Source organism: Mycoplasma haliaeeti (genome assembly GCF_048284645.1).
In the GTDB taxonomy this organism is placed as follows: domain Bacteria; phylum Bacillota_I; class Bacilli_A; order Mycoplasmatales; family Metamycoplasmataceae; genus Mycoplasmopsis.
Genome location: NZ_JBLWAB010000001.1, coordinates 70332 through 85960, shown reverse-complemented (window position 1 = coordinate 85960; position 15629 = coordinate 70332). Strand labels below are relative to the sequence as shown.

At 31.5% G+C, this 15629-nt stretch carries 6 protein-coding genes; 5 read left to right on the top strand and 1 reads right to left on the bottom strand.

Features of this window, described 5'->3' with window-relative positions:
• Window positions 1–1302 carry a CNNM domain-containing protein gene (locus ACNQ2T_RS00230; protein ID WP_418035685.1) on the top strand — a complete coding sequence of 434 codons (1302 nt, stop codon included), beginning with the start codon at window positions 1–3 and terminating at the stop codon, window positions 1300–1302.
• A gap of 44 nt (window positions 1303–1346) precedes the next feature.
• Here ACNQ2T_RS00230 and trmB read toward each other — a convergent pair whose 3' ends face one another.
• Window positions 1347–1955: a tRNA (guanosine(46)-N7)-methyltransferase TrmB gene (gene trmB / locus ACNQ2T_RS00225; protein ID WP_418006216.1), complete on the bottom strand. Its 609-nt coding sequence runs from the start codon at window positions 1953–1955 to the stop codon at window positions 1347–1349.
• Between the two features lie 306 nt (window positions 1956–2261).
• On the opposite strand from trmB, the gene ACNQ2T_RS00220 reads away from it, so the two are divergent.
• From ACNQ2T_RS00220 to ACNQ2T_RS00205, 4 genes are all read left to right on the top strand, one after another.
• A complete protein-coding gene (locus ACNQ2T_RS00220) occupies window positions 2262–12410 on the top strand; it encodes a hypothetical protein (RefSeq protein ID WP_418035684.1) in 10149 nt (3382 codons plus the stop codon).
• A gap of 151 nt (window positions 12411–12561) precedes the next feature.
• On the top strand, window positions 12562–13218 hold the full coding sequence (locus ACNQ2T_RS00215; RefSeq protein WP_416755087.1) for a LemA family protein: 657 nt from the start codon (window positions 12562–12564) through the stop codon (window positions 13216–13218).
• Window positions 13219–13222: 4 nt separating this feature from the next.
• Window positions 13223–14326 carry a DUF3137 domain-containing protein gene (locus tag ACNQ2T_RS00210; protein ID WP_416755086.1) on the top strand — a complete coding sequence of 368 codons (1104 nt, stop codon included), beginning with the start codon at window positions 13223–13225 and terminating at the stop codon, window positions 14324–14326.
• 86 nt (window positions 14327–14412) lie between these two features.
• On the top strand, window positions 14413–15597 hold the full coding sequence (locus ACNQ2T_RS00205; protein ID WP_418035683.1) for a phosphoglycerate kinase: 1185 nt from the start codon (window positions 14413–14415) through the stop codon (window positions 15595–15597).
• Window positions 15598–15629: the final 32 nt, after the last annotated feature.

The following is a 15629-nucleotide window of genomic DNA, read 5'->3' as shown; positions in this document are numbered from 1 at the left end:
ATGGACAGTTATTCCAGTCTTATAACTAATTTACAAAACTCAACAAGTGCAACAGGTAATGATGTTAATAAACCTCTTATTACAGGTATTGTTGCAGCTGTATTAATCATATTATTCTTACTAAGTAGCATATTTTCTGGATCAGAAACTGCTTATAGCACTATTTCGCCAGCTAAATTGCATGATATGCAAGATAAAAAGAAGAAGTTTGCTGTCTTAATCAATAAACAAGTTAAAAAATATAATCAATTATTAAGCACGATTTTAATTGGCAATAACCTAGTAAACGTTGCTTCCTCAGCACTTACTTCTTATGTGCTTTCACTTTATTTTGCAGAAGGTGATCCTCGAACTGTAATTATTTCAACAGTTGTTGTTACACCAATTTTAGTGCTCTTTGGTGAAATAATCCCCAAATTAATAGCTAAAAGTAATCCTGAAAGATATTTAACAATCTTTTGTATCTTTAATGAAGTGATGTTTTGACTCTTTTTCCCACTTACTTATCCAATTAGTAAGTTGTCAAAAAATGTTTATGTAACTAACTCTGAAGAAGATATTAAATCAATGCTATCACTAGCTCAAGAAGAAGGAGTGCTGCAAACTGGGGAAAGCATTTTAGCACAAAATGCCTTAGATTTAGACTCAACTAAAGTTTCTCAACACTATATTAGAATGAAAGATGTTACTACTATTTCATCAAAAAGTAATATAGCTGATGCACTTGAAATCTTTAAGGAAACCAATTACTCTAGAATACCAGTGGAAAAAGATGGCCAACTAATCGGGATCGTCTTGCTTAAAGACATCTTTAATTTGAAAAAAGGTCGTATTATTGACTACATGAAACACGTACCTTTAGTTTCAGCAAACTCAATATTATCTTCTGCTCTCGAAAAGATGCGGGCAGCAAGAGCTCAAATGGCTTTTGTAGTTGAAAACAACAACAGCACAGATGTTTTAGGTATTATTACTATTGAAGATATTATCGAAGAAATCGTTGGTGAAATATACGATGAATTTGATGATGATGAAGAAATTTATGAAGTTTCTCTTGAAAAAGCTCGTGTGCAATCTAATGTAAAGATGGATGATTTATTCAAACAACTTGAAATTGATGATGAATTGCTTTTACCTGAGGAAGAAGATATGGACTTACGTAGCTTTTTACTCAAGCGTACTGGGGCTAAACGTCTTTACAAGAATGCTAGATATACACTTGATGATGAAGTTACTTTCAAGGTTGTTGAAATTGTTAAAAACAAGAAGTTTTCAGCCTTTATTGAAGTAAATAAGATTTAATTTCCCAAAAATAACAAAAAATGTACTTGTAAGTAAGTACATTTTTAATTTGGCTTAGCAATTAAGAAATTAATGTTTTTTCCTTTAGCAGATCACTTTTCTTCGTATCCAGTAGGCACATTAGTAGCATTATAAGTTGAAGCGTGTAAGTCTCTAGTATAGTCAACCACTGTTCAATTATTTAATGCAAGTGACTCTAATGAATAATCAAATAACTTGTCATTGTCAGTCTTAAAGTATAAGCAACCTTGAGGTGAAAGTAAAGCTTTATATTGCTCTAAGAATGTCTTATAAGTTAATCTTCTTTTTTCGTGAGCATTCTTAGGTCATGGATCTGAGAAAGTTAATCAAATTGTATCAATTGATCCAGTAAATAACTCGTTTAAGTTAGCTGCATCTTTAGTCACTATAAATAGGTTCTTAAGTCCCATTTCATTAATCTTCTTAAGTATTTTATTTGCTACAGTTGGATACTTTTCAAAAGCAATATATCTAGTGTTTGGATTTAAAGAAGCAAGCTTAGCAATCATTTCACCTTTACCTGCTCCAATTTCTAAAACATCTCCAGGATGAAGTTGCACTGGAAATTCCTTAATTAAGTATTCTGAAGCATTTAAATTGCTTTCAGCATTTTTGTCAAATCTTAGTCTCATAAAAACAATTATAAAAGATATTTTCATATTACCATTCGAAAACTTAAACTTAATTTGAATCTTGGACTAAGCAGTCTTTCATTTTTGTTCCACATTTTCATTCCACATTTGGATATAAAATGGTAAAAAAATTATTTCAAATTGTAACAAAAAGTTCATATTATGTCAAATATCCCTCTAAAATGGGCTTTTTTGACTTTTTGCACTCTTTTTATTCAAAAAATTTCATATATAATATAAATATAAAAAAACATAAATATAAAGTAAAAATTAATGCAAAAATCTCAAAAAATGAAGGAGACGAAAATGAAAAATAAAACAAAGAAAATTATTTTGCCACTAGCAGCAGTTAGTGCTATTTCGCTACCAATTATTGGTGTTCTTTCAGCCTCTACAAGTGCAAGTAGACAGGAATTCGGAGGGAATGATTCAGAATTCTCAGGAACTTACCTTAAAGATTCTTACATTAACATTGTAAAAAATGGAAATAACCAAGCAGATGATGCGATATTTGGCAACATTTATCCTGGAATGGATCAAGTCCAATGATATAACAAGACAGAAAGTCGTGAAGTTTATCAAGATGGAGTAGCATATTCAAGTGCATTTTCAGGTAAAGTTGCTTTAGCTAATGAACATTTTAACAATGTTGTTAAAATTGAAGAAGTAACATCTCCAAGTACTGGAGATCTCTTTACTGATGCCAAAAAGCAAACCAAACGTAGATGAAGAGCAGTATTTAACAACTATTTTGCTCCAAGCAACCCTAACTGGAATAGTCAACCAAGTGCATCAAATTATTACCAAGCAAACAGTTACGGAAACTTAGCTTTCGGGCTTGCTTTAACTAAAAACTTACAAATTGTTGACAACTCAATGAGAATTACAGTATTGGCTAAAGATGCAAACTATAATTCTACTTCATATCCAATTATTGAAGGTGCACGCTTTAAAGGATATACTTTTGATATTCTAAATACCAGCTCAGCTACACCACTAACAACTGGAAATATCAATGTACCTAATGTATATAACAATAATAATTTAGATTCATATGCACCACAACAATTTATCAATGCAACTATTGATTTAAATGCAAACAATCCTTTCTTTAATAATTTCACTAATCCAGGATTTGGTGCAACATTCAATGATGTTTATGACAAACCATTACAATTAAACAACCTTAAATATGTAACTGTTGATCCAAATTATCAAGCTAATATTGAAAGTGTTAATGGCCTATGAAAAGGGGTTAATGATCAAAACGGGTGACCAGATTCTAGATGACAAACATTACTTGGTACTTTTTTACCACAAGCTCCAGGTAGTGCATTTACTAAAAACGTAACTAATGTAGGTTCAGTATTTTATGGTGAAGTAAGTACCGGATACAAGAACTACAGAGGAAGTAAGTATCAACCTACTATTGTTGTGGAATTTGAAACTATTGATAACCAATCTGATTTAAATATTAATAATACTAATACATATACCTTTACCAATACACAAAACACTGAAGGTGGGATTTCTGCATTCTTTACTGCCTATGGTGGAACTGGATATAACTATGTAGCTGCAGATTCAATTTCTTACACACGTAGCAACTATAGACCTATTACTGTGCAAGTAAAAGAAAAAGCTATCTCAAGTTACATGCAAAATCAATATGGTTTAGGAAACCAATATTTAACCAATAACTATGGATATGCTCTTTACTATGGTGATACTTTAATTTCAAGTATTCCTTCAAGTGTAATTGCTAAAGCCAAAAGTAATAGCTACAATGAAAGAACCCAAACCTTTGATCTTAATTTAGTCTTTAACACAGATATTTCTAAGTGACCTGCAGGAATGGCTTCTTCTTACAGCAATTTAATGGATCCAAGCAAATTAGTGCTTAAGAAAATTTTTGACCAACCAGATGCTGCACAATTCTTTACCGATAATAGCAATCATGGAATGGATCAATTGCCAACTGATAATGGGGCACAATCTATTGGAGGAACCTTCTTAGATACAAACTCATTAAGATATGATGGAAAGATTGTCTTCTATTCAGATACTCAATGAACTGGATCTAATGGCGGAAGCAACTATGGATATTGAAAACTAAAATTACTTGATGTTGCTAACCAAAATACAACTGGAGGTGGAACTGCCTCTCCAGCTAATGTTTACCAATCATATAATTTCAATAATAGAGCATTATTAGAAAACCAAGTGCAACCATTTATTGACGCTGTATATAGCGATTGAAATACAAATCACTTTGCTAATACAGGAAACTTATGATGAATTCAATATAATGATTTAAAACAATCTGCTTTTAATGCTGAAAATGAATTAAAAGCAGCTCCAGATATGAGTGATATTGAAGCTTATAATGCTAATATTAATGGAAATAGTGAAGTAATTAACAATGTTAGAAACTTCTTAATTGAATCTAACTGAACTAATTCGCTAACTGAAACTAAAAACAAGATTGATAAATATATCAACTTCTTATATGCTTCTGAAGCAACTAAAAAAGCTTACATGGAAGCTTACAGTGCTTTAACAAACTGAAAAGATGTTTCTACTCCTGATTTTGATACAAGCAGCAATACTATTGTTGATAAAAATCATGCAGCTAGAAAAATTCAAGATATTATTGATGCTTATGTAAAAGTATTAACCCAATTACAAACTGAAAAAGGTATTGGATTTACTCCAGATCAAAAGTTAACTTCAATTGAATTTGTTAATACAGCTAATTCAATTATCGATTCATTATCTCTATACTCACCATGATACAAAAATCAATTTAAACAATTTGTATTAAGACAAAACTCACGTCAAGTAGTAGTTGATTTTATCCATGCATTGCAAGCATTACAAACTAAAGTAGACCAATCTCAAGCAATGTATGATAAATACTTACCAGCTGACACTAACAAGGATAATATCTATACAAATATTTACAATCCAAATGGTGCAAATAATAATGAAACCTTTAAGAACTTTGATACTGCTGAAAAAGCTTTATTAGCCCAAATTCAAGCTGTAAAAACTATTTATGGTGCAACAACAGGACAAGATACTTACTTACCTACAGATAAAATTATCCAAGAAGCTGCTTCATTAAAACCTGAAGCTGTGCCGGTAGCTTACCATGCAATTACAACTGATATTGATACCTTTAGTTTAGTAATTAATAACTTAAGCAATCTTTCAAATGAAAGTAAACAAGCTTATATTGCACAATTAAAAGCAGTGATTAATCCAACTAGTGAAAGTGATGTAAATACTTATAGATTATTAGAAAACTATCAACTTAGAGAAGCGCAAATGGCTAAAATTGCTACAACAGCTCAATTAGAAGATGCTCTTTTAGCTCAAAATAAAACTTGAAGCCCATTTGCTGCACAATTTAACTTTGCCTTCTCTACTACGAGCTTAACTAATAGTATTGATAAAAACGCTGCAACAAGTAGTTCAATAGCTAATGGGAGCAATCAAACAGTTACAGTTGAAACAAGTAACAATTCTCACCCTAGCTGAAATGTTGTGTCACAAAATGGAATTAATATTTATATCTATCCTAACACTACAATTGATTCAGCTTCTGTAAACTATGCATGACAATCTGATGCACAAGCTTACATTAAGAATGGAACAAATTATCCTTCAACAACAATTAGTATTGCTCAAGTTGATCAAAAACAAAATACTCAACTTGCTAGTGCTATTTTAGAACAATATAAACAATTACTTGTAAGCCAAAATGCTAGCTTAACAAACCAAGCAAGCGTTGAAAGCTTACTAACTACCCAAAAAGCCTTACTAAATGCTTTTGTAACTAACTTAAAAACTTTATATGCACAATATAGAGATTTAGCAAAAGAAAATCCTCAAGTAGGTGGATTAAACCAAGCTCAATATAATTTCTTAACAAAAGATTTATACGACACTTACTACACAAATAATACAAATAATGCTGATGATGTAGTATTAGCTGGCAATGTCACAAATTGAAATACAAAAATGCAAAATATTGCTAGTGCAATGAATCAATTGCAAAATACAGTAGCTACATTAACAACTGGAGCTAATTCAGTATTTAAAAATGGACAATTCTATGGATTGCTTAACTATGACAAGTATGTTACAGCAACAAATGGTTCATTAAACTTCACAATGCCTCAAGCAAATGGTGAATTAATCGCTTTATTATCAACTGCTTTACAAGTTTTACAAAGCAATTTAACTGATGTTAACTCATTTGTTGCTTCTAATGCAGCTACTAGCGACATTCTTGCTGCAATGAAAAGCAATAATTTACCTAGTGTGCTTCAAACAACTACATTTACTAAAGCAATGCCATATAACTGATTTGTATACAGTGCTCAAGATGTAGAAAGCTTAAATAATGCATTAAATCAAGTTATAGCTAAACTAGATGGTAGATACCAAGCAGTTAACAATTATGCTCAATATGTACTTGATAAATACTTCAGCGCAATTAATGCTGCAAATGGTGTTGTTACACCTTTATACAGCAAGAGCGAAGCTCAAGATCAAACTGATGCTTTAAAATTAAATAAAGCAACATTTAGTTTTGAATCTAATGCTGACAATACTTACTATTACCAAATAAATCAATTCATTGTTAAGAAAGCAACTGAATATATTAATTCATTACCTAATGTAACTGCAAGTGATAAACAAATTGCAATTGCAACTTTACAATTAGCTCAAAATTCAGTTTCATTTAATGACTTTGACATTAACCAAACAAATCAACCACAATGAATTTGAAAAGTGCAAGCTGTACTTTACCAAGTAAGCCAAATTAATGATCTAAAAGCTAACTTAGCTGCTAACTTTAGTGCTGATAGTGCTTTAACTAAGGCACAAAAAGATGCATTAACTCAAGAAATTATGAATCAAAACATCTTTGATACTACTACAACAAGTATTACGGAAGTTGCAAATGCCTTACCTACAAGTTATGCTAACTTAAGCAAAACATTACACAAGCCTTTAGTTAAACCAGATGCAAGTAAATTAAATACCAACATGCAAGCTTTACGTAATTTACTAGATCAAATTGCTAAAGTTAAAGCTAGTGACCCATTGCTATTTGAAAAAGCAAGTAATTTAGATGCATTTAATGCAGCATTTAGTCCTGTTGAAAATGTAGAAGCTATTTCAAATATTGATCCAAGTCAAATTGCTACTTGAACTCAAGCATTACAAACTCAATTTGATGCCTTAAATGGATATAACCAATTATTAACTCAAGATATTGCAGCTGCTCAAACAATAGTTGGAAATTATGTAACAAATCCTACATATACTTCAAGCACTAATGTGCCTGCTAGCCCTCTTATTAGAACATTAGCTAACTATCAAGCCAAAGCTAAAGAATTAATGAGTGCAGTTGCAAGCAATATTAATGCTGTAATAGCAAAAGATATTAACTTAACTCAAGCCCAAAAGAATGCGCTTGAAGCAAACATTAATTCAATAGCTTCAAGTCAAACTACTTTAGCTAGCTATAATACTCCAGTAACTGATATTAAAGCTCTTTCTCAACAAATGAACCAATTACAAGCAGCATATAATGCAGCAAAAACATTTGTAACTGATAATGAAACTGCATACAAACAAATGCCAAATAGTGAAATTAAACAAACATTTGAAAAAGCCTTAGCCCAAGCTGAAACAGTCTATAAACCATACTCTGAACAATTAGCTAATGAACAAAACTTATCATTACAACAAGCAACTGAATTAACTAATGAACTTAAGAGCTCATTAACTAAGTTATCTCAAGGTATGCAAGTTGGTGATATCGCAAAAATCTTATTACCAATTAATGAACAATCTCCAGCTGATCAACAAATGGCTAAAACTAAGATTTTAAACAGTGCTACAAGTCCAGATGTAACAGAAGATCAACTTAAGAAACTTACTCAAGAAGCTAAAAATGTAGTGGCTTTAACTCCATTATATAAAGCTCTTGCTGATAGTGATCAAATTACAAACCCTGGTGCTGACTTAACTAGCACTATTAAAGAAGTCGAAAAGAGTTTATCTGATATGGTAAATGGAGAAAGTGCTCCTACAGATGAACAAATTCAAGCTCAAATTAATAAATTAAAGAATGCTGAAAGTTTAGATAAGTTACAAAAACTTATTAAGCAAGCAAGTGAAGTTACAAATCCATCAGATAACTTAAAACAAGCTATTGCAGCTGCTCAAACAGTAGCAAATAATAAAGAAACAGCTCAATATCAAGACCAAATTAATAAGTTATCTCAAGCTTTAACTAAGGAACCTTTATACAAAGCAATTGAAAAAGCTACAGAAACAAATACTAAATATAACCTTCCTGACATTGCTCAAGCAATCAATGACGCTAAAACAACTGCTCAAGAAAACCTTACTCCAGAACAAGTTACTCAAGCAGTTAATAAGTTAAATAATACAGTAGCTAGAGACTTATTAGTTCACCAAGCTAGAGAAGCTCTAAAAGATATTATTAAGGATGCTAATGAACAAAATGGTACAAGAGAAGGATTCTTAAAACAAGTTATTAATCAATCTCAAGCTGCTTTAGATAATCCTGAAACAAGTAATCAAGCAATTATCTCTCAAGGTGAAAAACTTAAATTAGCTATAAACCTTGATAAATTTATTCAACTTGTAAATAAGGCTAAAACTTTAGTTCCTGCAAACCAAGCTTCTGCTCAATTTATGGCTGAAATGAATATAGCAGATAAATTCATTTCTGATTGACAAGCCAAAATTAATGCCTTTAATGATCAAAGTCAAGATGGATCAACATACAATACTCTTTCATTAGAATTAAAACAAGCAATTCAAGCTGCTACACCTGCTGTTTATACAAATACTAATGGCAATGGACTATATACATATGCAAATCAATTGCAAACAAGCATAAGTAATCCAGGTGATAGTGCTTTACAAGCTTACTATTCAAACTTTACATCAAATATTCAAAGCCTTCAAGGTCTAGTACCTAGTGCTGTAAGTTCAACTGCATTCCAAGAAAATGTATCAAGCACCCCAGCATATCAAAAGGTATATAACAAACTAACTGCTAATGCTGACTACTACAAGATGGAAGCTGAATTAGAAAAATTAGCTAAATTAACTCCTGAACAAATTTCAACTTCATTAGCAAATGCGATGAAGGATTCTAATGCTATTATTCAATTAGGTGGAGCAGCAATTCAATTCACTAGTTCACGTGCTTTAAGTTCAAGTTTTAACACCTTAGTGCCTCAAATGACAGCTGCCAACTTAAAAGATAAGAATGATAAACCATTACAACTAGTTATTCAAGCATACGAAAACTTAACTCTAGAATTAAATAAAAACAAATTAGCTCTTGCTATTGCTAGTGCTAATAAAACATTAGAAGAATTTACACCTAAAGCAGGAGAAAGCTTAACCCCAGATCAACAAGCTGTGGTTAATAAAGCAAATGCATTAAAAGAAGCTATTCAAGCTGCAAATACTGCTTTAAATACACCAAATAAAGATGAAAAATTCTATAATGATGCTGCAAACGAATTAACACAAGCAACTACAGCAGCCAATACAATTGTCTCAGAACTAAAAGATAAATTAGCAGATGCAATTAAACAAGCTGCTGCAGTAAATCCTCAAAGCGAAGCTTTAAAAGCACAAGTAGCCTCTGCTCAAGGATTAATTGACAACCCTAATTCGTCTGCTTTAGATATCGTTAAAGCAACAGATGATCTTAACAAAGCAATCGCTAAAGATACATTAGCAAATGCAATCAATAATGTTGACCCTAACTTAGCTAATAATCCAACATTTAAACACTTAGCCTTAAGCCCAGCACAAAATGCTTTAGATAATTCTGATTCAACAACTCAAGATTATCAAAATGCAACTAAAGCTCTTGAAGACCAAATTAAGAAGCAAGAATTATTTAATGCCTATGATAAAGCATTAAAAGCTTCTCAACCAGTTTCTGCTGACTTAAAAAATCTACAAGATAATGCTTTAAAAATGCTTAATAATTCAGATGTTTCAGTAGCAAATAAAGATAAAGCATTCTTTGATCAAGAAGCTAATAAACTATTAAATGCCTTAGGTCAAAATGATTTAGCAAACGCCATTAAGCAAGCTGAAGCAATTCCTGCAAATGCTAGATCAAAAGAATTAGAAACTGCTTTACAAAATGCTAAGGATGTTGCTCAAACAAGTACAACTAACTCAACTGAAATTAATAATGCTGCAACAGACAAATTATTAGATGCTATTAATAAGAATTCTCTAGCCTTTAATTTAGCACAAGCTAAAGAAGCACTTGCTAAATTTACTCCTAATAGTGGTCAAGAAGATGACCAAAAAGCAAAAGACCTTAGAGAACAAATGCAAACAGCTATTAATTCAGCTACAGAGGCCCTAAATACAGCAAATCAAGATAAAAACTTCTATCAAAATGCTGCTAATAATCTTGCTGGAGTAACAACTAAGTTAAATGATGCATATAACAATACTTTAACTAAGCTAAAAGACACAGTTGAAGGAATTCAAAACCAAATTGCAGCTCACAGTTTAACTCCTTCACAAGCTCTAAGCCAAGATTTAGATAAATTATCAACAATGCTACAAAATGGTGCTAAAGATCAAAATTACTTTGATTTAAGAGACCAAGAAAACAAACTTAATTACTTAGTTAAATCAAATGATTTAGCTAATGCAGTTGCTCATGCTGTACCTTTAGCAGCCAATGCACCTCAATTTACAAATGACATCTTAAATAATTCAAACAAGATGTTAGCTGATCAAAATATCTCAGAACAAGCATTAAAAGCTCAAACTAAGTTACAAGAACTTGCTAATAGTGCAGCAAGTATCATTAATCAAATTGCAGGTGACAAGTACTTAAATGATGCTCAAAAACAAGCTTTATATAATGAAATTAAAAATGCATTAGCTCAACCTAATGTTAACCAAAATAGTATTAACACAATTGGAACAAAAGCTAGCGCACTTGAAAACAACATGAAAGCCTTAAGTAATTATGTGCAAGATATTGCACCAGCTCTTAAGGATGCTCCAATTTCATCAATTAAATATACTTATGCAGATGCTGATAAGCAACAAGCCTACATGCAAGCGCTAAATGATGCAAATGCTGTGTTAAATAAAACCACAGGTCAAGTAATTGACTCTAATGTCCCAAGCGCAATTGAACAATATTTAAACAACTTAAAGAATGCTTTAAATGACTTAAATGGTAATGAAAACTTAGCTAAAATCAAGCAAGCAGCTAGTGAACAAATTGCTTCAGATTCTCAATTAAGTAATAGTAACAAGTTCTTCAATGCACCAAAAGCTTTACAAGATGCATATCAAAATGCACTTGATCAAGCAAATGATGCTCTTAAAGCTGTAAATCAAATGCAATCAGCTACAGACCAAAGTAAAACTGAAGCTTTAAGTAAAGCTCTAGCTGATGTTAAGACTTTAGCAGATCAAATTAATCAATTCCCAGATACTGCTTACCAAAATGCTGGTAATAAAGTTCCTGAAATCGACCATATTTTAGATGGATTGAATAATTTATCTCCAGCTGCTAAAGAACAATTCAAACAAGCATACAATCAAACAATGAATCTACCTGATGCAAATAAAGTAATTCAACAAGCTCAAGAACAAAATGATAAAGTTGGTAATGAACTAAATAACATTAATACTCAAATTAAAGATGCAATTAATGCTTTACCAAATGTTGATAAACAAGCGTTAAGTAACATTCAAAAACAAGCTAGCGATATTAGCTCATATGCTCCAGCTGAAAAATCTGCTGATATTAATAGCTTAAGCAAAGCTTTAGCTAATGCAGATGCCTTAATTGATGCTTTAAATCAATATAAAGCCAGTGATATTAAGGATACAGTAGCATATAACCAAGCTTTAGCAAACTTAAATAATGCTATTGCGACTGCAAGTAAAACAGTGGTGGCAAATCCTAATAATACTGCTCTAGCAAATGAACTTAATACCAAAGTTGCTAACTTGCAAACTCAAGCTCGTGATCTTGAAAACCTAGTTAATGCCTTAGCTAATAATGATCAAGTAGCTTACAACCAAGCAGCACAAGCTTTAAGCACAGCTAGTGGAAATGATAACTATAATGCCCTAGCTAATGAATTACAAAGTAACAATTACTTCAACATTCTTTCAACACCAAAAGAAAACATTACAAAACAACAAGTAGCTGCATTGCGCAACATTCTTAACTCATCTGCTTTCCAAGCTAGTGACAATATTATTCGTTCAGCTATTATCACACAATTAAAAGTGGCTAGATCAAATATGCCATGATGAGCATATGTAGCAATTTCAGCTTCACTTTTATGAGTGGCAGGAATGATTATCCTATACAGTCGTAAAAAATAAAATCACAATTAATTAATAAGCAAAAAAGGTCCAGAATTTTCTCTGGACTTTTATTTTATCCCTTGCTTATTGGCCTAAACGTTTTATAGGTGGTGAAAAAATAACTGTAGTGCAATTTAAAAAACTATATAATTAATAGAAAGGAGAAATTATGTCAAATTTATTTAACAACTCAGAAGTAAAAAACACAGAAGGACTAGAACCAGTTGCTGACAACACCCCAGTTGCTGCTAAAGCATCAACAGGAGGTAAAGTTGTTGTCTATGCTTCATTTATTTTCATTATTCCAGTTATCTGATACATCGTTCGTAGAAACAAATTCTTAAGAATGCAAAATGAAATTAATGAAGCTGCTTCAGGAATTGATACACAATTGCAAAAACGTTCAGATACATTAAACAAAATCGTGTTACAAGTAAAATCTTACAAAATTCACGAAGAAAAAGTATTTGAAGATGTAGCTAAATTACGTTCATTAACTTTAGCAGGTAATACAGCTGCAAATAGTCAAGAAATCGAAAGCTTAAACAACTCAATCTTTGGTCGTTTAATGGCTGTGGGAGAAAACTACCCAGAACTTAAAGCAGATAGTTTATACAAGGAATTAATGGAAGAAACAGTTTACCTTGAAAGAGAACTTGCTGCTGCCAGAAGATTATATAACTCAAAAGTTAATGCATTTAACATGCAAATTATGACTTGACCAGACAATGTTGTCTCATCAAACATGAAATTATCAACAGCTCCTCTATTCCAAGCTTCAACAAAAGCTAGACAAGATGTTGATATGAATGAATTAGGATTATAGTACAATGAAACGCGTTGCTGACTATTTAAACTATGCAGACTTTAAAAGTGAAGCTGACCAAAAAGTTTTACCAGTTATTCAAAAAATAGTTGATGAATGCTTCAAAACACCTTTATATGATAAATATAAAAAATCAATTAAACTATTTTATATTGTAGGATCAGTTACCTTAGCTTTATTAGCTATAACTTTAGCTATCCTTATTCCATGCTGCATTTATGAAAAAATTGGTGGAATAATTGTAGGTGTAATTTTAGCAATTCTTAATTTAACAGTCTTTATTTTTGCTGCCATCTTTTTAGGACAAGCTCTAAGCGCAGCTAAAAGTATTTCTTCTATGATTCGTCAAAAGGCTTCTAAAGATGAAATATATAAGATGGCAATTGATATTTTGCAACCTAATTGAGATTTCCAAGGTGCAAATTATAATGATCCAAGTGCTGGAATTAAATATTCTTTTGCTCCAGATACTCATGTTTTCACTATGTCAGAATATAAAAACTGCATGCCTTCAAATATTCCAAATGGTGCCAGATTAGCTCAAGCTAAACCATGTCAAACATTAATTATTGATGGTAAATACCCAGCGCATTTTTCTAACACTCACTGAATCTATGAAACCACTTATACTGACTCAAAAGGTAATGTTCACCACAGTGAAACACACTATTATGCTACATTACTTAAAATTGATGCCAGAGCGCTTGATCAAAAACATTGAGCAAAATTTTCATTCTTTGATTCATTTATGGGAAAAATGAAGAAAATTACACTTGAAAATCCTGAATTTAATAAGATTTTCAAACTTAAATCAGATGATGAACTTAAAGCACGTGTAATGTTTACTCCACTAGCAATGGAAAACTTAACTAATATGTGAAAGAAAAACGTTAAATTTACCAATACTAGCTATATTAAATTACAAGCTGATAATGATTTAATTTACATGGGATTTATTTCACCACAAGGATTTGGAATAATTGATGTTCCATTATATTCAACTAAACCAGAAAAAGTAACTAAAGCAGTTTATAATGATGTTTTAAAAGATATTTTTTCACTTTACTTTTTACTTGAACTAGTTTATATTCCAAACTATTTATACTAGAAATATAGCAATAAAAAGCTATATTTTTTAGTTTATTTTATTCAAAATAAAATATAATTTCAAAAGATAACATAGAGGAGATATCGATGAAAAAAACAATTGATGACCTTAATTTAAAAGGAAAAAAAGTATTAGTTAGAGTTGATTTTAACGTACCTGTAAAAAATGGTGTTATTACATCAACAAAAAGAATAGTTTCTGCCTTACCAACAATTAACAAAATTATTGCTGAAGGTGGAAAAGTTATTTTATTCTCACATTTAGGAAGAATTAAATCAGCTGAAGATTTAGCTTCTAAGACACTTAGACCAGTAGCTGTAGAATTAGCAAATGAATTACAACGTCCAGTTACATTTGTGCCTGAAACAAGAGGTGAACTATTAGAAAAAACAGTTGCAAACATGCAACCTGGTGATGTTGTTTTAGTTGAAAATACACGTTTTGAAGACTTAAATGACAAAGCTGAATCAAAAAACAACCCAGAACTTGGTGCTTACTGAGCTTCATTGGGTGATGTCTTTATTAATGACGCATTTGGAACAGCTCACAGAGCACACGCTTCAAACGTTGGAATTTCTTCAAACATTAAAGAATCTGCACTTGGATACTTAATGCAAAAAGAAGTTGAATCACTTAACAAAGTAATTACAAACCCAGAACACCCATATGTAGCAATTATTGGTGGTGCTAAAGTTTCAGATAAAATTCAAGTTTTAGAAAACTTAGCTAAAATTGCCGACAAGATGATTATTGGTGGAGCTATGGCTTATACATTTATGGTAGCTAAAGGAGAAAGTGCTGGAACTTCATTAGTTGAAAACGACTATGTAGAACTTGCGAAAGAATTCTTAGCTAAATATGGTGATAAAGTTATTTTACCAATAGATCACGCATGTGCTAAAGAATTTAAAGATGTTGAACCTGAAATTCAAGAAGGATCAATTAAAGATGGTTACATGGGACTTGACCTTGGACCTAAATCAATTGAAAACATCAAGAATGCATTAAAAGATGCTAAAACAGTAGTTTGAAATGGACCTATGGGAGTTGCTGAATTTGTTAACTACGAAAAAGGAACACTTGCTGTTTGTGAATCTATTGCACAATTAAAAGGTGCTTACTCAGTAGTTGGTGGAGGAGACTCTGTTGCTGCTGTTGAAAAACTAGGTATGGAAGATAAATTTACCCATGTTTCAACAGGTGGTGGAGCTTCTCTTGAATTACTTCAAGGGCTTAAATTACCTGGTGTAGAAGCTGTACAAGATAAATAATTTTAGTAAGAAGCTTAGGCTTCTTATTTTTT